Genomic DNA, 20,978 nt, shown 5'->3' with positions numbered 1-20,978 from the left:
GATTAGCCAAAAAGCTCCCCAATTGTATACAAGTGGGGAGCTTTCCTTCATTCCTATTATAAACCTTCTGGGTTTAAAATGAGGACCACTCGTCCATCACCGAGAATTGTCGCACCAGAGAAATAATTCGAACTCTCTGCAAAGAAGTCACCTAATGACTTTAGGACTATTTCTCTTTGACCGATAATTGTGTTTACAATAAGTCCATAGCTGCGATGTGTATTACGAACAATTAACACAGGAACCATTTGACCATCATATGACGCAAACGCCTCATCTACTGTTTTCTCACCAAATACAGTACTTAAATGCTTCACTTCAATAATTTGATTACGGTAATTTAACACATCTTTTCCTTGTAAGGATTGGATGTCTTCTCTCTTAATCCGAATTGCTTCAACAATATTACCAAGAGGGAAAGCATAACGTTTATCATTCGTTTGAACAAGCATAGATTGAATAATGGACAACGTTAATGGCAGTTCAATTCTAAATGTACTACCTTTTCCTTCTTCAGAATCAATAATTAAATGTCCACCTAAACTATGGATTGTATGTTTCACTACATCTAATCCAACGCCACGCCCAGAAAGGTCGGATACAACTTCAGCTGTACTAAATCCTGGTTGGAAGATCAAATCAAATACTTCACGGTCCGTTAATTTATTTGCCTCAGATTCTGTTACAACACCATTTTTAATCGCTTTTTCTAATACTTTCCCTTTATGAATTCCATTTCCATCATCCGTAATTTGAATAACGACATGATTTCCACTATGAAACGCTTCTAATTTAATCGTACCTGTCTCATTTTTTCCTGCATCACGACGTTGTTCAACAGTTTCAACACCGTGATCAATTGCATTACGAATTAAATGGACGAGTGGATCACCGATTTCATCAATAACAATTTTATCAACTTCGGTGTCTTCACCTGTAATTTGTAAATCGATTTTCTTCCCTAAATCTTTCGCTAACATACGTACCATACGCGGGAAACGATTGAACACAGTTTCTATCGGTACCATACGCATGTTTAGTAGTACATTTTGAATATCTTTTGAAATATCGCCTAATCGATTTAAATGCTCAATTAATTCCTTGTTTTGAATTGCTTGTGCCAATTCATCTATACGACCACGCTCAATTACACTTTCTTCAAACATGTTCATTAATCTTTCAATTTTTTCTAATTGAACACGTATGGAACGATTTTCCACTTTACCATTTTTCGTTTTTGCAGCGCTTTTAGCAGGTGTAGCATTAGCAGCTTGCTTCGATACTTCTTTAGTTGATTCCACATGCGTAGCCGCTTGTAAATCTTCCTGCATAGCTTCTTGTGTACCCAATTCTTTCGAGACTACTTCTTTTAATGTATGTCCTTGTTTCACTTCTACTTTCTCGATTTCAGAAACATGAAGCACTACTTGTTTTAATTCTTCTTCACTTTGATCAGTATCCATAAATACTGTGAACTCAAAACCGAAAGCATCTGCTTCAATTTCTTCAATACTTGGAACTGTTTTTTGTACATTACCTACATTTTGCAGTGCTTCAATACACATAATTGCACGTACTGCTTTTAAAATAGCATGTTGCTCAACAGTTATATGCACTTCATGCGAAACTGCATCATCATTATTTATAGGTTCTTGCTCAATATATTCCGCAGGAGTTTCTACATTGCCATTCAATAATGCTTCTAATTTCTGCTTAGTTGTAATTACATCAATATTGCCCATTCCGCCTTGTTGCACATCTGCAACCATCTTCTCTAAATTATCAATGCACTCAAAAATCACATCAATAATCTCTGCATTTACAACTATATTCCCATGACGAATTTCATCTAAAACGTTTTCCATTTTATGCGTTAAATCCGCCATTTCCGTAAATTCCATACTCGCTGACATACCTTTAAATGTATGGGCTGAGCGGAATATTTCTCCCACAACATCCATATCAGTGGGATTTTGTTCTAAAGTTAGCACATTTTCATTTAGCGATTGTAAATGTTCTTCTGATTCCTCAAAAAATATATTTAATAGATCTGTTTGCATTTTCATCCCCTACCTGTCTAACAAACATTTCATTTATGTATAACAATTTAGTGTTTTAAAGCAAGAAAAAAGGGGGCCACACGCATATCCGCTATCAATGTTTAGATTCCTTGTGGCACCCCTTCTATATTAGCTGTTTGCTACTTTTGTTAAAGCTTCAATTACTCGATCCGCTTGGAACGGCTTTACAATAAAGTCTTTTGCTCCACCCTTAATTGCATCTAATACCATACCTTGTTGTCCCATTGCAGAACAAATAACAACTTTTGCACTTGAATCAATTTTAATAATTTCTTTTAACGCTTCAAGTCCGTCCATTTCTGGCATAGTAATATCTAATGTTACAATATCCGGTTGAAGTTCTTTAAACTTCTGAATTGCTTCTACTCCATTCTCTGCTTCACCAATAATTTCAAATTCAGAATTACTTTTTAATAAGTTTTTAATCATCGTTCGCATGAACATCGCATCGTCTACAACTAAAATTTTATGTGCCATTCTTTTTAATTCTCTCCTTCTATGTATAAATATATCTTAATATTTCACCTTATCATTCTCACTCATTATACAAAATAAAATGATAAAATTTAATATTTTTTTAAAAGAATTTTCGTATTTTCATTATTTTATTATTAAAATGATAATATACTATTCTTTTATGTAAATGACAACGCGACGGTTTTTCTCCCAATTTTGCGGTGAATCATTTGGTACAACTGGCTTTGTGTCTGCATATCCTACCGCAGCTAGCCTTTTATCATCCACATTATACACTTCGATTAAGTGGTGAATCATATTTGCTGCTCTTGCTGAAGACAGCTCCCAGTTAGAAGGGAATTTTTCATTATGAATCGGTCTACTATCTGTATGCCCTTCAACAACAATCGGATTTGGTACTGATTGGAAAAACCCAACTAATTGACTTATTATCTCTTTCGCTTCCGGTTTAACGTTCGCGTCACCCGTATCAAATATTAAATTATCTACTATAACGACGCTTACTCCCGTATCCTCTCGATATACATTCACTTGACTAATACCGTTATTATCTACATATGCTTTTAACTTTTTATATAATTCGTCCATTCTCTTTTTAGAGACCATTTTTTCATCATTTTTTTCATGCGAAATATCTGGTATTGTATTTTCCATTACTTTCGCATCTACTTGCTCCACGTCACTAAACTTTTCAAGCATCTTTGACAATTTTACTGCATCCTGCTTTGATGTAGCAACTAGTAATACAAAGAAAGTTAATAATAACATCGTTAAATCTGTAAAAGTCGTCATCCAACGAGGCGATCCCTTTTGCGGTCGTTTCATCATAACCATACCACTCCTTGAAATATTAGGCTGCTCGTTTTACTTTTTTTATCTTTGTTTCGTATACATATGTATCGAGTTTCAACTTTAATTTAGAAGGAATTTGACCGCGATATAATTCTGAAATCGCTTCAATAACAAACTTCTTCTCTGTATATAAATCTTCAATACCACGATACACTTTTTCAGCAAGAGGGATTGCAATCATATTTGCAAGTACTGACCCATACAATGTCGTTAACATCGCAACTGCCATCCCTGTACCAATTTGCGATGTGTCTTGCAAGTTTTGAAGCATAATGATAAGACCGATTAAAGTCCCTATCATGCCCCAAGCTGGAGCGAAATCGCCAATTTTATCTAATAATGCTGCCCCTTTTCTTAACTCATACACTTCCGTTTCAACATCTTTCATTAATACTTCTTTTAATTCATCTTCATCGTAACCACTTAACATTAATCGAATTCCTTTTTGAATAAAAGGATTGTCTACTTGCTCTCCATCAACTTCTAAAGAAAGCAGGCCATGTTTTTTAGACTTTTTCGAAAAATCAACAAATAAATCCGTTAACTGTTCTAAATTTTCTTCTTTTCTATGTAAAACAGTAAAAATGCTTTTCGTATATTTTTTTATTTCTCCAAATCGATATGCCACAACAATTGTCGCTGTAGTTCCCCCTATGACAATTAAAATAGATGAAACATCTAAAAAGTTTTTAAAAGCTTTTATTCCGCCGCCGCCAATCATAATTGCCGCTATCACTATGGCAAAACCTACTATAATGCCGACTGGGCTAGAAATGTCAAACTTCCTTTCTCTTCTTTGTGGTCTAGCAAATCCTTGATTTTCGTCTCCCATATTCCTGCCCTTTCCTTTTCATTTTTATAAAACATTTTTTTATTTTAATAATGCGTTTTCACATATAATAAGTATTATACGCTTATCATCTATTTATCGCAATATACTCATAGAATTGACACATTTTATTTCCATATTAGAATTACAGTATGGAAATATGAGGAGGATTACAATGGAACATAACATTTTACAAGTCATTGCACTAGCAGAAAAATTAAAATATGAAATGCGACATAGCTGGCTTTCTAACGGACGTCAAGAAAGTGTTGCTGAACATACGTGGCGCATGTCTCTAATGGCCATTTTGGTTGAGCCTTATTTAGATCAAAAAGTAAATATTGAAAAATTACTTAAAATGGTTATTATTCACGACCTAGTCGAAGCTGAAGCTGGTGATATTCCTGCTTTTGATACAATGAATAGTCATGAATTACAATTACAAAAACAAATAAATGAGCAAGAAGCCATTTTAAATATTAAACGAACATTAAAAGATTCTCTCGGTGAGGAATTATATGATTTATGGATGGAGTTTGAAGCGAAAGAAACGTACGAAGCAAAAGTAGCTAACGCACTTGATAAGCTTGAGGTGAAAATTCAGCATAACGAAGCTGATATTGATACGTGGCTACCAATTGAGCATAAAATGACATTCCAAGTAGCAAAGCATACAAACTTTGATTCTTTCCTATCTAAATTACAAAAAATGATTGAACAAGATGGCGAAAAGAAATTACTAGCTGCTGGCATTGACGTGGAAGCTTGCAAACGATAATGAAAAGACACTCAATATGAGTGTCTTATTTCATTATCGTTGATACAGCCTGCTTGTAAATCAGTTGTTGTTTTCCATCAACTAACATTAAAACGGTAAATTTGTCTATCGCAACAATTTCTCCTACTATTCTAACGCCACTCTTTAAAAAAATTGTAACAATACCTTTTTCTTCTTTTATTTGTTTATATAGCTCTTCTTGTAAATGTTCCAAATACTTTTCTCTCCTTTTTTACAAAATATCTTAATATAAAAAACTATAAATTATTTATTTGTGTACTTTATCTTTTACATTCATAAACTTATTAATAAGTATATCTAAATCTCGGCTAAATAACAAAACTTTATCATGATCCAATCCGTGTCTAGCAACAAGTTGGATTAGCTCTTTCTTTTTGTTTTCTATTTTATTGTGTAATTTTCCCATCTCCATCTCTTTACTAAAACTCCCTTTTCCCATAATATTACTTGTAAAATTATAGTACAAATCCTCTCATAAAAAAATATAAAAATGGTTTTTTTTACAATTTTTATATTTTTTATGAACAAATCGCAAAATATATAACGATTTCTTCACATATCCCTAGCACAATATACAATCAAAATAACCATACAGGCGTTTGTCTAATTACAAAAGAGACTGGCTCCTTTTCCATACAAAAAACATACTGTATATAGTAGTCCATGAATTATATAGATTAACTTACTCAAAAGGAGGAAAACATATGAGCTATGGTGGAAGTTGCGCTGGTTTCGGCGGTGGATTTGCTTTGCTTATCGTACTATTCATCCTTCTAATCATCATCGGATGTAGCTGCTGGGGTGGCGGCGGATACGGATACTAATATATCCTATCCTTAACAAATGAACGAAAAACTATACGAAAACAGCTCATATTTGAGCTGTTTTTTCATACTTTCGTATGAAGTGATATCCCTCCTTTTTGTGATTTCAACTAATAAAAAAACGTTTACTATGAAATAAGAAATATTTTACTAAGGAGGATTACAATAATTAAAGGTCTTTACGAAGCACATTTACCTGTCAGTAACTTAGAGATATCAATATCTTTTTATGAATCACTTGGACTGAAATTATATAAAAGAGGAGATGATATTGCTTTCTTTTGGATTAAAGAAAACGAAAGTTGGCTCGGTCTTTGGGAAGGCACAGCATACAAAGTTAATTATCATTTCTCTTTACGACACATCGCCTTTCAAGTAAGCTTACATGATTTAGAAGATGCGATTCATTGGCTAAATCAAAAATGCATTTCAGCACGAAAAGATTTTGGAATGGAACCAATTGAACCGATTGTTTTTCCAGAATTAGCGCATGCCGCCGTATACTTTAACGATCCTGACGGAAATAGTTTAGAATTGATTGCACAATTACCTATTGGACTTCCTACAGCAGAGAAAGTGTACTTAAGCGAGTGGAAAAAACAAGTTCAAGCATCATCATTACATAAAGATTAAATTTTATGTCAGTTTCTTATTCCACACTTCTAAAAACAAATAAAAACTTCAATAAACTATTTTACGGGCATACGTTAAGTGTACTTGGAGATTGGTTTCATACTGCAGCTTTATTAACATTCGTCTATAGCCTAACGGAATCTCCGTTTATGATTGCACTAACTTTTATAAGTAAAGGTTTACCCCAGCTTCTTCTTAGTCCTTTCATAGGCGGAGTTGTAGATCGTTTTTCTAAAAAGAAGATTCTGATTTTTACCGATATTTTACGAGGCATAATCGTCCTCACTTATTTATTTGCACTATATAAAATCGAGATTATTTTCATTTCTAATATATGTTTATCCGTACTTTCTTGTTTATTTGAACCAGCTAAACAAGCAACCTTAAAAAATGTCGTACACCAAAATCATTTCGTAACTGCTAACTCTCTTTCTAGTACAATGAATGGTTTTATGTCTATTATGGGGGCTTCTTTGGGCGGGATAATTGCACAATCTTTACATATTGAATTCGCTTTTTTAGTAAATAGCCTGTCATACTTTATTTCAGCCTATTTTATTTATAATATGAGTGTCCCTTCTCATGATACTTGTAACAAGAAAAAAGCATTTTTTACTGATATAAAAGATGGTTACACATACATATTACAAACAAAAATCATTTTAACGTTAATTCTTGTCGGCATTTCATGGGGCATGATTGGAGGCGCTTATCAGCTACTTCTAACGATCTATGCCGAAAAAATTTTCCACACCAACATTGGAATTTTATATACGGTTCAAGGGGCTGGGCTTATGATGGGAAGCCTTCTCGTTAATCTTTATATGTCTCATAATAAAGAAAAAATGAAAAAAGCATTCGGGTGGGCCTATCTCCTACAAGGAATTTTCTTTCTCGGATTTATTTTATCCAATCAACTTATTATCGGTATCATTACTCTATTCTGTATGCGCATAGCAGGAGGAATCATCGTTCCACTTGATACGACATTACTTCAAACTTATACGAAGGAAAATATGATTGGTAAAGTTTTTTCATTCCATTATTCCATTTACGGATCTCTTATTCAGTTATCTATGTTTTTTACGGGATGGCTTTTAGAAGTTCTTTCTCCTCAAGTTATTGGTACCTTGTTAGCTATATGCTGTATTTTTGTGAGTTTTATAAGGTTGTTCTTGTTTTATCGAGGGAAACTTAATGAAGAATCTACTATCACTTAATAGCATGTTTATGTACATGCTATTTTTATTTATGTCGAAATATAAAGGAAAAAGGCGATTTATTTCCCTTACGTTCTAATTTTTTAGAATGTACAATAAATTTAGATCATAAGAAAGGAGATATCATAATGTTTGACGATAGACTTACTATTTCAGCTGAGCAGCAGAAGCTCATTTCTAATGCAACTCGCATTCAAATTCTTCACCTTTTAAAAGACGAGGCACTCACTGCAAAACAAGTAGCTACTAAACTAAATAAATCTGCTGGTAGCGTTCATTATCACGTTCAAATTTTATATGATGGAGGGTTACTTGAATTAGTAGACACGAAAGAAAAACGAGGAATTATTGAAAAATATTACAAGGCAAAATCTGCTCATTTCTATATTGAAGAAAGCGGCACAGAAGGAACGAATACAGGCAGTCATATTGTATCTCATTTATTTTTAACTCCAGAGGAATTACAACAGCTTACTTGGGAAGTTACACAAGTGTTATTACGCTGGGAAAACAAAACCGCTCGTCAATCAAGCTCCGAAGAGGAATACGCTATTTCCTGCAGGATTAAAAAACAATGAAAGAAAGGTCCAACTGCTTATGAAAAATAAATTATTATTATTGTCGGGAACAGGAATTTCTCGTTTAGGTGATTTTATGTATCTCATCGCCCTAAACGTAATGGTGTTAAATAGCACAAACTCCCCTGCTGCTGTAGCAGGATTATGGATTGTAGGTCCAATTGCGACCGTTGTTACAAAAATATGGTCTGGTAGTATAGTAGATCGATTAAACAAACGGTCCATTATGCTCATCACAGATATAATTCGGGCAGCTCTTATTGGCTGTATTCCACTATTTAATTCTATTTGGGCCATTTATATTTTTATCTTTTTGACTCGTATTGCCACATCATTTTTCGATCCAGCTTCATTTTCTTATAAAACAATGCTCATACGAGCTGAAGAACGCGCTCAATTCAACGCTTGGAATAACTTTTGTACAAGCGGGGCTTTTATTATCGGTCCAGCCCTTGCTGGAATACTTCTCACCACGTACTCAGCATCCTTTGTTATTTACTGCAACTCACTTTCCTTTCTACTTTCTACTATTCTCATTTATTTCTTACCAAACATTACGTTACAAACAAAGCAAAACGAAGAAGTTGCAAATACTTTCGTACAAACATTACGAAGTGATTGGAAACAAGTTTTTTCATTCGCTCGAACTGAAAGTTACATTATTCTCATATTCGTTTTATTTCAAGCTACTACGCTTGTCTCTATGGCACTCGATTCACAAGAGGTTGTTTTCACAAAACAAGTACTGTTTTTATCCAACATGGAATATAGCATGCTTGTTAGTATAACTGGTGCTGCTTACGTTTTCGGTTCATTACTTGTTTCTCTCTTTGCTAAACGATTACCAATTCAACATTGTATCGGATTAGGTATGATTTTCACAGCAATAGGCTATGTAATTTTCGCCTTTTCAAATTCATTTATAGTCGCAGCGAGTGGTTTCATTTTACTTGGCATTTCTTCATCATTTGCTGGTACTGGCTTTATAACATTTTATCAAAATAACATCCCTGTACATATGATAGGACGTATCGATAGCGTGTTTGATTCAATAAAAAATTTCATCCAAATCTTTTTCATTTTAGCAATTGGGGCATCCGCACAATTCCTTTCCGTTCAAATCACTGTAATAAGCAGCTCATTACTCATTCTTTTCCTTTCCTGTTTATTAGCAATCCGTGTAATGACGCCTTCACGAGAAAAATATTTTAAAGCTACAGGGTCATCATTGGAATATTAAGTGCAATATAAAAAGCGGCTATTATGCCGCTTTTTTCCCGTATTAAAGGACAGTAAGACCCCCACTGATTAAAGTTTCACTTTATGTTAAAATATGTATTGGATCTGATTATGTAGGAGGGCTATTTTGGAGATTATATTCATTTTCATATGTATTATATTAGTAGCTTCTATTTTACAAACAAGTACAGGTTTTGGCTTTTCTATTATGGCAACACCTTTCTTACTCATGTTATTTCTACCACAAGAAGCTATACAAATAAATATCATTTTATCATTAATTATTTCCATATCACTCATTTGGAAAATAAGAATGGACATTGATTTTATTCTACTGAAAAGATTAATTTTCGGAAGTATAGTTGGTGTTCCTTTTGGTATTTTAATTTTCACTTCCATTAACATCAACACATTTAAATTAGCAATTAGCATCCTGCTCTTACTATTAACGTTGATGCTAATATGCAACTTTAAAATTAAATCAACAAAATCTAGAGATTTCTTAGTCGGTGGATTATCCGGTCTTTTAACGACAAGTATAGGTATGCCCGGACCTCCCCTGTTACTGTACTTTACAGGAACTGATACGAAAAAAGAAAAGTTGAGAGCAACTACTTTAGCTTTTTATCTATTTATATATTTCATTAGTCTACTAACTCAAATACTCTTTACTGGCACAAACAAAACAATTTGGCAATCAAGTTTTTATGCAATCCCAATTGTTTTTTTAGGTTTGTATATAGGTCAAATTATTTTCAAATGGCTTAATCAACGGATTTTTAAAATATTTACGTACATCCTTTTGAGTTGTACGGGTATGTATCTTCTTATTGAAAGTTTGCATTTGTTGTAAATAAGTTTCTCAAGATAAAGATACTTTAGATTGTGTAATAATATATAAATTTAAACGAATTTATATATTATTACGTGCGGTGAAGTATTTTACATCATAACTAAAAAACATATTTTAGAGATACAAAATCATAAATAAAATACTAACTAAACGATAAAAAGCGACTATTATGCCGCTTTTTATTTTCATATTAAATATTTTAAAACTAGAAGCCCACCTATTGCTATTACAAAAACATTGAAAAAAATCATCCAACGTTTTTCAAACTCCTTATATCTCTCTTCTTTCACTCCACATTGTTTTAGCTTTTCAAATAAAATTGTTAATTCTTGATTATACTCTTTACTTCCTAATTGTATATAATTGTTATTTATTTTAATTCCATATACATTTTTCATTTTTTTATGTTGCGAAACTGCTTGAATTGAGTTTACTAGTACATTGTATTCATTCAACTTTTTAAAATAACAATCTAACGCTATAATTTGTAACCTTGTATTAGTTAAAACAATGTAATAATAAAAAGTAGCACCTGCCGTGAATATATTCGGTATAACTTTAGAATTAACAAAGCCTCCTTCTTCCACTAATATTTCACACTCGATTTCTTCTCCTTCTTGCAACTCTTTCCGAACTGATTCTTCCAATATTTGCATCGTTAATTTCTTTAATAATTCCCCGTTTTTCACATAATACTTATCTATATTTATAGACTCATTCGCTTCTTTCTCTAAACGTGCAATTTCTTCCTCTGAATATTGGAGTTCATTTAACATAGATAATAATCTTTTATCCATATTACACACTCCCGTTCCACAGTTTTTAAATTTTTTTCTTCCCTCGAGAAATTCGATTGTATATATAATCCACCGTTACTTTTAATTCTTTCGCAATATCGTCAATAGAATATCCATCAATATACCTGTTTAAAAAGATATATCGATCTTTGTTATTTAAATCTTGAACTATTTCCATAATCTCTTCTTCTTGTTCTATTTCATACCTATCATGAACACTTGTATCTATTTCTACGTCTTTATCGATTTTATTCTCTTTATATACTTTCTTTTTATATTCCAATGCTTTTAATTTAGTAATACCAATCATCCAAGATTTTAAGTTTCCTTTTTCTGTATCAAATTGGTCGTTATGAAACCAAATGACAGTAAATACATCGTTATAACAATCATCCACATATTGTTTTTCAATAGGGGTACTTAATGATTTATGAATAATGTACAAAATTAATTTTCCATATTGATCAATCACTTCTTTCAAAGCATCTTGATCATGTTTTTTCATAGCTATAATTAAATCCCCTTCAGAATTGAAAATCATAAGTATCTTCCTTCCTCAGTTCCCCTTTAGCAGCTGCTTTTACTTACTATTGGCAGTTCATTCTCATTTTCTATCACTTTTGTAAAAAATTCTTAATTTTTATTTCTATGTATATAATAGCAAATAAAATACCTAAGTTCAGAAAGTGGAATCTACATTCTGAACTTAGGTATTAACAATCAAACTTTTCACTTATACTAACGTTTCATCACAAACCTCTGTTACATTTTTAAAGTATTGCAAGTTCTCCTTCACTTCAGCTTCGTTAAATAAATTGAGCTGCTTCATTATTTCAGCAGCAAATTCAACGTAAGCAGACCCTACCGCTGTTATGATTTTCCCATCAACGGTTACATCTTTATTTTGTTTATATTCCCATTCATGTAAATGTGCTAACTGTTTTTCATCTGATGTTAATGATGTTGAGAATTTCTTCTTATTAAGTACGCCTGCTGCATGTAGTAAAGATGTTCCTGCACAAATACCCGCTATCCATTTGTTCTGCTTATGTAATTCGTTCACGATCGATAACAATTGTTCATTTTCTAAATGGTCAAAAATATGTCCTCCTGGCACAATAAACACTTCATAGTCTGCTACTTCAACCTGCTCGATAGAGACATGTGGTTGACATAAAAAACCACCTTCTCCTTTAACTGTTTTTCCGTCTACAGTTGCTGTTATTATTTCGAATTCCTTACTTATTAAAAATAAACTCGCTATATTTACTTCAAATTCTGCAAATCCATCAAATAAAAAGATTAAAGCTTTTTTCATATTATCTCCTCCCTCCTATACTTATTCGAAGACAATCATATTTCTCCTCCAAAAAAGGCAGACCTGCATGCAGGTCTGCCTTTTTACTCATTTCTTATTAAATCCTTTTTCACTTAAAAACTCTTTCATATGCATTCTTTTCTCTTTGGACATAAACGAACTCATTGATTCCGTCCATGTTACGTTTTTCTTGTTTGCTAATCTTTCTTTATAGTACGAGCTCATCGTTTCATCGTATTCGTTTAATAATTCATCATATTTCTTTTCATCATATCCATTTTCATGAAGGATTGCCGCTACTGGTAAACGTGGTTTCACTCCATGATCTTCATCTGGTACACCAACTGTCATTCCGAATACAGGATATACTTTATCCGGTAAATGAAGCAATTCACTCACTTCTCTCGGGTTATTACGAATACCACCAATATAACAAATACCGTATCCTAACGATTCTGCTGCTAACGCTAAGTTTTGTGCGAACAGTGAAGCATCTACCGTCGCAACGATAAAGTCTTCTACTCCTTCATGCTTAATCTCTGTACCATGCTGTTCACATGCCATTTCAAGTCGTTTTAAATCTGCACAACAAACAAAGAATGCTGCACAGTCTTTCACGTGACGATTTCCGGATAACTCTGCTAGTTTAGCCTTTAAGTCTTGATCTGTTACATATATAACAGAATACGCCTGTACAAAATGTGAAGAAGCGGCATGCTGCGCAGCTTGTACCATTCTTTCTACTACATCTTTCGGAATTGATTCTTCTTTATAATTACGAACTGAAACGTGTTGCTCCATTTTATGTATGATCTCATTCATGAAAAACACTCCTTTTTTCTCTTCATATTGAAAAATTAACATATCTTTTTCAATATTCACAACTTATAAGCACAAAAAGAGCAATTCTTTTTGAATTGCTCTTTTTTAAAACGTCTATTAGTACGGTAAATGAAATTATATAGATGATTTTCCGAATATATCGACTTACCAACAAATACCGACAGGTTTACATCAAATTATTTCTTATCTTATTACGCTGTTTTCAAAACTTTAATACCTTTTACGATATTCCAAATGAAGTAATAAATCCCTACAAGAATGAACACCGCATATGTGATCATCATGCCAATTCCAGCGCCCTCAGATTGATTGAAGCTTAAACCGTATAGGCCTGATACTGCCAATCCACCAAATAAGATTGCATATGGGAATATATGTGACCAAAATGCTTTTTTCGCGTGGTATTTCACTTCGTCCTCCGCAATGAAGTACACGATAATTGGTAGTAAAAATGGTGCAAAAAAGATACTAAAGTAACATAGTGAAGATAATATATTATTTCCTTTCATCCGACTCACCTCTAAATAGTTTTTGTTATCTTCATTATGTCAGGAATCCATTCTAGAAACTATCGCTTTACCTTTCATGAACATGACATATTTGTAAGATTTCCCTCTAAAATAATCCCGCCTGAAATTTCAGGCGGGATTATTTTCTCTATATTCGATTCATAAACCAATATTGCGTAATGGCTAAATACTCTCGTAAATTCGATGAAATGACAATTCGCTTCGGTGTTTCGGCCGGAAGACCTTCTAATTGTAAACCTTGTTTTGCTGCTATTTTTTTCGCTCTAAACATATGGAAGTCGTTTGTTACGATCATTCCCTTTTTCATATTGTCCGGAATTAAAGGTTTTGAGAATTTAATATTCTCATCTGTACTCGTTGACTTATCTTCCATAATGATGCGGTCTTCTGCAATTTTCAGTTTCATTAATCCATTTTTCATTGCTAACGCTTCTGAAATATCTTCTCCTTTTCCTTTCCCTCCAGACACAATCGCAATTGTTTTCTCATGTGATTTTAAATACTCAGCTGCTTTATCAATACGATATTGCAATGAGTAAGATGGTTTCTTCCCGTTTACTTTCGATCCTAATACAATTATATAATCAGCATCGTAGGTCGCTTTCATATGCCCATGCTTATATATGTTATATTGTAAAAATCCTGCATAAACGGCGCAAACCATTATAATGCCTATCATATACTTAATTATTTTCTTCTTTTTCATATCCATATACTCCTATGTTCTTTGCTTCTTTCATGATAATATCCATTTATTTGTTTGTATACAGACAAATTCCAATTCAGCCTAATTTATCCTCTAGAAAGTAATATTTATATTTCTTTCGGGAACAGTAAGTACAACTTTGCACGAAGGAGTGTCTCTATTGCTTCTCTTTTTATGTAACGTATCGTTCTTTTTCATCTTATTTTTACTATCACTTAAATTGCTCGGTAAATCTGCTTTAGCACAACTAACGCCTCATGATTTTGGGGCTATTATCTTTTTATCTTATTTAGCTTTTCAGGCCATACCAGTCTCTGGTGCTTTGCAAGCTTTTCTCGGTATGGTCGTTATTACATGTTTACATTTGCTTCTTACAAAATTAAGCTTACTAAACAAACTAAATCGTTTTATTCTTGGACACCCCATTATTTTAATTAAACATGGTGACATTATTTTTGAGAACTTACAAAAAAGTAGATATCCAATTGCTGAACTACTGTCTAACCTTCGCGTTGCAGGATACCCAAGTGTTCACGAAATTGAATATGCTATTTTAGAAGCGAACGGAGCCATTAGCATTTTACCAAAGCGTGAACTTGTACCATTAACTCCAAAAGATTTGAACATAGATGTTACGTATGCTGGATTACCAATTGCTCTTATTGTTGATTCGCAAATTCAATACGATAACTTAAAGTTAATTCATAAGGACGAAAAATGGTTATATAAAGAATTAAAAGAAAAAGGCATCACTAATATTAAAAGCGTTGCTTTCGCGTCTGTTCAAGAAACAGATGGATCTTTTGCAATTAGTTTAAAAGAGTAAAAAAATCCCCTTACTTGCTCAAGGGGATTTTCTTCATTATATCGCTTCTTTCTTTCCTGTCATATTTAACGGAACAGGATGTTTCATACGATTCATCGTAAATACGATAATCGCTGTCAATACTTCAGCTACTGGCATAACGAGCCAAATTCCATTTATCCCAAATAATTTTGGCATAATCCATAATAATGGAATAATAAATAGTAACCCTCGGCTCATTATAATAAGCACTGATTTTGTCGTTTGTCGCACTGATTGGAAGTACTCTCCATACACAATGTTATAGCCTAAAAATACATATTGGATAAAGAACAAGCTAATACCCGTTAATGTTAACTCCAATAACTCTGGAGATTGGACATCAAATAGACCAATAATATATTTCCCGAAGAATAATCCGATAACTATTGCAATACCACCGAGTACTACCGCAATTTTTACAGCGAACTTTAATCCTTCACGCAATCTTTCTGATAAATTTGCCCCGTAATGGAAACTAGCGATCGGTTGTAACGCTGCTCCAACACCGAAGAATAGTAGTAATGTCATCGCATGAATACTGTTCACCATCGCATAAGAAGCGACTCCTACTTCTCCTGCATATTGAACGAATGCAATGTTAAAACCGATTGTTACAATTGCAACTGTGCTTTCTGCTGTAAAGCTCGGGAAACCAATTACCATAATTTGTTTAACTGTATCCCATTCAAAATGGAATTTCGTCCATTTTAAAATACTACTTTTTCTAAAGAAGTGAGTTAATAATACAAGGAAACCAATCGCTGCTGAAAGAATAGTTGCTGAGGCAGCACCTGTTACGCCCCATCCAAAGATGAAAATAAAGATATAGTCAAACACTATATTTAATACAGCCGTTACAACTAGACCTGCCATTGCTAAATTAGGATTTCCGTCATTTCGTATAAATGTACTTAAAATATTTTCTAAAACGTATATCATTCCAAATGTTAATAATACGTGTAAATAGTCTAAAGCATACGGTAAAATCACTTCGTTTGCACCAAATAAGTATGCTAAATCTTCTATTCTCCATAAGCAAATCGCTGCTAAAACACCTACGATAATTACTGCTACCGTCATGGATTGAGTAAAAATAGACCTTGCTCTTTCTAATTTATTTTCACCTAGTGCAATGGAATATAACGTTGCTCCGCCCATTCCAATCCATAATGAAATAGAGAAGAAAATTGAAAACGCTGGAATAGCCACGTTTACTCCTGCTAATCCGTTCGCTCCAACTCCCCGACTAATCATAACCGCATCAATCACAATATTAACTGACATTAATACCATTCCAAGAACAGCTGGTATTAAATAAGAAATAAATAAACTTTTTATTGGTTTTTCTCTTAATTTTTCTGTTGTTTCCATCATATAAATGCTCCTTTTTCAATGCTCTGTTCATAGTTTAAACCTTCAAGTTACTTGAAGGTCAATAGAGAATTAAAAAATAGGTAACTGAATTATCGTGTTTGATGCCAGTTTGTAATGATACGAGTCCTACATCTTATTGCTTTGTTTTTTCATTATAGGAATTTGAATTTCTGTTACTTGCTCCTCTGGATTTTCTGTTACAGACCAATCAATCAACCCAATCTCAATCGAATCTCCATTCACTTCGTAACCTTCTTTATCAATGTATGAAAGTAACTCCCTATACGTTGCATCTGTTTCTTCATATGGTCCATGGTGATAAGAACAAGCAAATAAACTTTCTTTAATTTCATCTGAAGTATGCACTTCATACGGCATATAATCCAAAAGAATAAACACACTGCTATATGCTTGAAATTCATTTTGCATGAATGCTTTTTTGGAAATTGTCACACCTATATCTCCTGAAAATAGACTATCATCCATTTGCTTCATATTTTTTTGAAGCGAATGAATATAGTAATCAAACATATCATCTGTCGTATTCGGCGCCACTGCAATCGCTGTTATTTTTCTTTTCGGTATCTTTTTAATAACAATTCGATCGGTTTCTGCTTTTGTCGCCTTCTTTATTAAATGAATTCTATGTTCCATTTTCGCCAAAGCATACTCAATGTCTCTTTGTTTTTTCAACATCATTTCTTGTTGTTTTTCCAGTAAATTGAGTGCGTATGCTGGATTTCTTTCATCAATATATTTCTTAATTTCCTTTAATGGAATATTTAATTGGCGTAAAAATTTAATCGTATCTAATAGTGAAAATTGATCGATTGTATAATAGCGATAATTTGTTTGCGGGTCCACAATAGACGGATGAAAAATCCCCTTTTCATCATAATAGCGTAAAGTAGATTCCGCTATATTATGCATTTTTGCCATTTCTCCAATTGTAAAACGTTTATTTAATAACATATATCCTTCTCCAATTCATAAAAAATGTAGCCTTATTTCTTCTTATTATATAGTGATTCCCTCCATACCTAAATCGAATCCTATCATGAAAATCTGCTATTTTTTCATTGATTTTTCATACATTTTATTATATATTAATTACAGGTTCAAATTACGAGTTCAAAAGAACTTGTAATCAGACCCTTTGTTTAATGTGTTTTACATATTTTCATTAGGCAAATTCCGAGAAATCGTATGATAAAAATAAAAATGATGAGGAGAGGATCCGATGGATTTCGAATTTTTCTTTCAAATTGCACTTATTTTATTAAGTACAAAGCTTGCTGGTGATCTTAGTGTTAGACTAGGTCAACCTTCTGTACTAGGTAAATTAATTGTCGGTATCGTTATCGGTCCAGCTATATTAGGTTGGATTGAAAATTCAGAGCTTCTAACACAATTAAGTAATGTCGGTGTTATTCTTTTAATGTTTATGGCAGGACTTGAAACAGACTTAGAGGAATTAAACGCAAATCGTAATTCTTCTTTAGCAGTTGCACTTGGAGGTATCCTTCTTCCATTCGTAGGTGGTTACGTTTCTGGTCTTGTTATGGGAATGGAACAAGGAAATGCTGTATTTTTAGGATTACTTCTATGTGCGACAAGTGTTAGTATTTCCGTACAAACACTTCGTGATTTAGGAAAGATGAAAACACGTGAAAGTACAACTATGCTTGGCGCAGCTGTATTTGATGACATTCTTGTTGTTATTTTATTAGCATTTGCAATGAGCTTCTTAGGTACAGACGATGTTAACTTAACAATGGTTATCTTGAAGAAAGTTGTATTCTTCGCTTCTATTATTTTAATCGGATGGAAAGGTGTTCCTGCAATCATGCGCTGGTTATCACCACTGCGCGTATCTGAGTCTATCGTAAGCGCGGCTCTTATCATCTGTTTCTCATTCGCATATTTCGGTGAATTATTAGGAATTGCTGGTATTATCGGTGCTTTCGCAGCTGGTATCGCTATTTCTCAAACGAACTACAAACATGAAGTAGAAAAGAAAGTAGAACCAATCGCTTACGCTATGTTCGTTCCAGTGTTCTTCGTTAGTATCGGTATGAATATTACATTTGACGGTATTGGCAATCAAATTTGGTTCATCCTAGCATTAACAGTAATCGCTGTATTAACGAAACTAATTGGTTGTGGATTCGGTGCACGAATGACTGGATTTGACGCTAAGTCTTCTGCCATTATCGGGGCTGGAATGGTTTCTCGTGGTGAAGTTGCACTTATCATCGCAGGAACAGGACTGTCTTCAGGTCTTTTAGCACAAGATTACTTTACAGCTATCGTTATCGTCGTTATTTTAACTACAATGATTACACCACCAATGTTAAAATACACTTTTGGTGCTAAAGATAAAGCAATGAAAGCAAGTAAATAAGCTTTCTACAATAAAAAGAGATTACTATCTTATAAGATAGTAATCTCTTTTTTCATTTTATCTTTAAACAATCTCGTTCTTTTTTAACCATTTTTCAAAAATAATTCGTGCTTCTTCATCATCCATATCATTACTAAATGAATACACCATAATGCCGTAATCATCTATATATTCACCTAGTTTCATTTCCTCCACTTTTTTATAAAAATCGTCTGCCTCGAAGTGCGGAATATAAGCATCCCAAACTGGTTCATTTATTCTTTTGTACGCCGTCACTTCTAAATCATATCCATCTTCATAATATCCGATGTGATAATGTTGACTAGGATCATATTTCTTCATAAAAATTCCCCTCCCTTTGAAAATGTATCATATTTCACATAATAAACAAAAGCGAGCCGTATTACGACTCGCTTCGTTCATTAAATGCGTTCCATCGCTGTCTTCAACGTTCCGACAACAAAGGCGATTTCTTCACTTGAAATAACAAGTGGTGGTGCTAACGTTAAGACGTTATTATATCCTGCTGTTGTCATGCCGTTTCGTCCTATAATTAACCCTTTTTCTTTACAAGCATTTACAACACTTGCAATTTTGTCGTTATCAATTGGCTCTTTCGTCTCTTTATCATTTACTAGTTCAATTCCAACTAGTAGACCTTTCCCTCTAATATTCCCAACAAGTGGATGCTCTCCAATTTCTTCTTTTAATTGCTCTAATAAAAGCGAGCCCATTTGTGCAGACCGCTCAATTAAATTTTCATTTTCCATAATCTCCAAGTTTTTAAGCGCTAATGCACAAGCCGCAGGATTTCCACCAAATGTATTAATATGACGGAAGAATTCATATTCTCCCTTCCCTTTAAATGCTTCATATATTTCTCTTTTCACAGCTGTCGCTGATAACGGTAAATATGCACTCGTAATCCCTTTTGCCATCGTAATAATATCCGGCTGAACGTCATAATTCATAAATCCAAATGCTTTTCCTGTACGTCCGAAACCGCAAATTACTTCATCGCTAATGAGAAGTGCACCGTGTTTTTGACACGTTTCATGAATAGCTTTCATATAGTCTTGTGGCGGCATTAAAATGCCTCCGCCCGTAATAATTGGTTCCATAATAAAAGCTGCAATCGTTTCACTTAATTCCCATGTCATAACGCGATCTACTTCTTTTACACATTCTACATCATAAATGTTCTCTCTTTCTATTTCAGGCATACGATAACAATCTGGCGGTGTTACATGTAAAAATCCTGAAGCAAATGGCTCATATTGATATCTACGCTGTGCTTGTCCCGTCGCTGCCATCGTTGCCATTGTATTTCCATGATACCCACGGTAACGTGACATAAATTTATAACGATGCGGTTCACCTTTTTGAGCATAGTATTGCCTTGCTATTTTAAAAGCCGTTTCGTTCGCTTCCGAGCCACTATTAGAGAAGAAAATAACATACTCCCCTCCAAGCCACTCATTTAATTTTTCTGCAAGCTTTATAGCCGGTTCATGCGATTGTGACATCGGAAAGTATGATAATGTTTGTAATTGCTTATAAGCCGCCTCTGCAAGCTCTTTTCTTCCGTATCCACTATTCACACACCAAAGACCACTCATACCATCTAAATATCTTTTCCCTTCTATATCTTCAACCCAGCACCCTTCTGCTTTTGCCCCTACCATTGTACTATTTGGACTAAAGGGACGCATTCCGTGCCAAACATATTGCTCATCTTTTGCTAATAATTCATCAGTCTGTTTCGTTTTCATCA

Annotated in this window: 25 protein-coding genes; 9 read left to right on the top strand and 16 right to left on the bottom strand. The window is 33.6% G+C overall.

Annotated features, from left to right (window positions below):
* Positions 1 to 56: 56 nt before the first annotated feature.
* The 4 genes from NHG49_RS08660 to NHG49_RS08645 form a co-directional block, all read right to left on the bottom strand.
* Complete coding sequence (locus NHG49_RS08660) at positions 57 to 2,060, bottom strand: chemotaxis protein CheA (protein WP_258125784.1); 2,004 nt, start codon at positions 2,058 to 2,060, stop codon at positions 57 to 59.
* Between the two features lie 129 nt (positions 2,061 to 2,189).
* Entirely contained in the window at positions 2,190 to 2,558 is a 369-nt protein-coding gene (locus tag NHG49_RS08655; protein WP_000940570.1) for a response regulator, read from the bottom strand.
* A gap of 150 nt (positions 2,559 to 2,708) precedes the next feature.
* Positions 2,709 to 3,386, bottom strand: coding sequence for an OmpA family protein (locus NHG49_RS08650; protein WP_137052285.1), 678 nt, complete (start codon positions 3,384 to 3,386; stop codon positions 2,709 to 2,711).
* Positions 3,387 to 3,408: 22 nt separating this feature from the next.
* Positions 3,409 to 4,242 carry a flagellar motor protein MotP gene (locus tag NHG49_RS08645; RefSeq protein ID WP_258125781.1) on the bottom strand — a complete coding sequence of 278 codons (834 nt, stop codon included), beginning with the start codon at positions 4,240 to 4,242 and terminating at the stop codon, positions 3,409 to 3,411.
* A 172-nt stretch (positions 4,243 to 4,414) separates the two neighbouring features.
* Between NHG49_RS08645 and NHG49_RS08640 the strand changes: the two genes are divergently transcribed.
* Entirely contained in the window at positions 4,415 to 5,017 is a 603-nt protein-coding gene (locus NHG49_RS08640; protein ID WP_258125780.1) for an HD domain-containing protein, read from the top strand.
* 25 nt (positions 5,018 to 5,042) lie between these two features.
* On the opposite strand, the gene hfq is transcribed toward NHG49_RS08640, so the two are convergent.
* Together hfq and NHG49_RS08630 are read right to left on the bottom strand one after the other, a co-directional pair.
* Positions 5,043 to 5,231, bottom strand: coding sequence for an RNA chaperone Hfq (gene hfq / locus NHG49_RS08635; protein ID WP_000400658.1), 189 nt, complete (start codon positions 5,229 to 5,231; stop codon positions 5,043 to 5,045).
* Positions 5,232 to 5,285: 54 nt separating this feature from the next.
* Positions 5,286 to 5,504, bottom strand: coding sequence for an aspartyl-phosphate phosphatase Spo0E family protein (locus NHG49_RS08630; protein WP_002096752.1), 219 nt, complete (start codon positions 5,502 to 5,504; stop codon positions 5,286 to 5,288).
* 238 nt (positions 5,505 to 5,742) lie between these two features.
* On the opposite strand from NHG49_RS08630, the gene NHG49_RS08625 reads away from it, so the two are divergent.
* The 6 genes from NHG49_RS08625 (at position 5,743) to NHG49_RS08600 (ending at position 10,385) form a co-directional block, all read left to right on the top strand.
* The gene (locus NHG49_RS08625) at positions 5,743 to 5,862 is read left to right on the top strand and encodes a YjcZ family sporulation protein (protein ID WP_000120179.1); all 120 of its coding nucleotides are present in this window, start codon (positions 5,743 to 5,745) and stop codon (positions 5,860 to 5,862) included.
* A gap of 165 nt (positions 5,863 to 6,027) precedes the next feature.
* Entirely contained in the window at positions 6,028 to 6,495 is a 468-nt protein-coding gene (locus NHG49_RS08620; protein WP_258126828.1) for a VOC family protein, read from the top strand.
* 5 nt (positions 6,496 to 6,500) lie between these two features.
* Positions 6,501 to 7,715 (top strand): MFS transporter, encoded by a 1,215-nt coding sequence (locus NHG49_RS08615; protein WP_258125779.1) that lies wholly within the window; start codon positions 6,501 to 6,503, stop codon positions 7,713 to 7,715.
* 128 nt (positions 7,716 to 7,843) lie between these two features.
* On the top strand, positions 7,844 to 8,293 hold the full coding sequence (locus NHG49_RS08610) for an ArsR/SmtB family transcription factor (protein ID WP_064476555.1): 450 nt from the start codon (positions 7,844 to 7,846) through the stop codon (positions 8,291 to 8,293).
* A 19-nt stretch (positions 8,294 to 8,312) separates the two neighbouring features.
* Entirely contained in the window at positions 8,313 to 9,533 is a 1,221-nt protein-coding gene (locus NHG49_RS08605) for an MFS transporter (protein ID WP_258125777.1), read from the top strand.
* Between the two features lie 126 nt (positions 9,534 to 9,659).
* Positions 9,660 to 10,385, top strand: coding sequence for a sulfite exporter TauE/SafE family protein (locus NHG49_RS08600; protein WP_088091306.1), 726 nt, complete (start codon positions 9,660 to 9,662; stop codon positions 10,383 to 10,385).
* A 185-nt stretch (positions 10,386 to 10,570) separates the two neighbouring features.
* Here NHG49_RS08600 and NHG49_RS08595 read toward each other — a convergent pair whose 3' ends face one another.
* The 6 genes from NHG49_RS08595 to NHG49_RS08570 form a co-directional block, all read right to left on the bottom strand.
* A complete protein-coding gene (locus NHG49_RS08595; protein ID WP_258125776.1) occupies positions 10,571 to 11,182 on the bottom strand; it encodes a flagellar motor switch protein FliG in 612 nt (203 codons plus the stop codon).
* Between the two features lie 25 nt (positions 11,183 to 11,207).
* Positions 11,208 to 11,729: a sigma-70 family RNA polymerase sigma factor gene (locus NHG49_RS08590; protein WP_258126827.1), complete on the bottom strand. Its 522-nt coding sequence runs from the start codon at positions 11,727 to 11,729 to the stop codon at positions 11,208 to 11,210.
* 186 nt (positions 11,730 to 11,915) lie between these two features.
* Entirely contained in the window at positions 11,916 to 12,500 is a 585-nt protein-coding gene (locus NHG49_RS08585) for a type 1 glutamine amidotransferase family protein (RefSeq protein WP_098102190.1), read from the bottom strand.
* Between the two features lie 87 nt (positions 12,501 to 12,587).
* Entirely contained in the window at positions 12,588 to 13,322 is a 735-nt protein-coding gene (gene nfsA / locus NHG49_RS08580) for an oxygen-insensitive NADPH nitroreductase (protein WP_258125774.1), read from the bottom strand.
* 212 nt (positions 13,323 to 13,534) lie between these two features.
* Entirely contained in the window at positions 13,535 to 13,852 is a 318-nt protein-coding gene (locus NHG49_RS08575; RefSeq protein ID WP_222660620.1) for a magnetosome magnetite crystal formation protein family, read from the bottom strand.
* Positions 13,853 to 14,000: 148 nt separating this feature from the next.
* A complete protein-coding gene (locus NHG49_RS08570; RefSeq protein WP_222660622.1) occupies positions 14,001 to 14,579 on the bottom strand; it encodes a YdcF family protein in 579 nt (192 codons plus the stop codon).
* Between the two features lie 160 nt (positions 14,580 to 14,739).
* On the opposite strand from NHG49_RS08570, the gene NHG49_RS08565 reads away from it, so the two are divergent.
* Positions 14,740 to 15,405 carry a DUF421 domain-containing protein gene (locus tag NHG49_RS08565; protein ID WP_222660623.1) on the top strand — a complete coding sequence of 222 codons (666 nt, stop codon included), beginning with the start codon at positions 14,740 to 14,742 and terminating at the stop codon, positions 15,403 to 15,405.
* Positions 15,406 to 15,441: 36 nt separating this feature from the next.
* Here the strand turns inward: NHG49_RS08565 and NHG49_RS08560 are convergent, their stop codons facing one another.
* The gene (locus NHG49_RS08560; protein WP_098102217.1) at positions 15,442 to 16,797 is read right to left on the bottom strand and encodes an MATE family efflux transporter; all 1,356 of its coding nucleotides are present in this window, start codon (positions 16,795 to 16,797) and stop codon (positions 15,442 to 15,444) included.
* Positions 16,798 to 16,926: 129 nt separating this feature from the next.
* Positions 16,927 to 17,772 carry a MerR family transcriptional regulator gene (locus NHG49_RS08555; protein WP_088048426.1) on the bottom strand — a complete coding sequence of 282 codons (846 nt, stop codon included), beginning with the start codon at positions 17,770 to 17,772 and terminating at the stop codon, positions 16,927 to 16,929.
* Between the two features lie 268 nt (positions 17,773 to 18,040).
* Between NHG49_RS08555 and NHG49_RS08550 the strand changes: the two genes are divergently transcribed.
* Positions 18,041 to 19,204, top strand: coding sequence for a cation:proton antiporter (locus NHG49_RS08550; RefSeq protein ID WP_088048425.1), 1,164 nt, complete (start codon positions 18,041 to 18,043; stop codon positions 19,202 to 19,204).
* Between the two features lie 63 nt (positions 19,205 to 19,267).
* Here NHG49_RS08550 and NHG49_RS08545 read toward each other — a convergent pair whose 3' ends face one another.
* Both NHG49_RS08545 and NHG49_RS08540 read right to left on the bottom strand, forming a co-directional pair.
* Positions 19,268 to 19,546, bottom strand: coding sequence for a DUF3986 family protein (locus NHG49_RS08545; RefSeq protein ID WP_222660625.1), 279 nt, complete (start codon positions 19,544 to 19,546; stop codon positions 19,268 to 19,270).
* An 80-nt stretch (positions 19,547 to 19,626) separates the two neighbouring features.
* Positions 19,627 to 20,976: an aspartate aminotransferase family protein gene (locus NHG49_RS08540; RefSeq protein ID WP_141669145.1), complete on the bottom strand. Its 1,350-nt coding sequence runs from the start codon at positions 20,974 to 20,976 to the stop codon at positions 19,627 to 19,629.
* Positions 20,977 to 20,978 lie beyond the last annotated feature (2 nt).

The sequence above is a fragment of the Bacillus sp. IBL03825 genome, from assembly GCF_024712505.1.
Taxonomy (GTDB): domain Bacteria; phylum Bacillota; class Bacilli; order Bacillales; family Bacillaceae_G; genus Bacillus_A; species Bacillus_A wiedmannii.
This window is presented reverse-complemented; position numbering and strand designations above follow the sequence as displayed.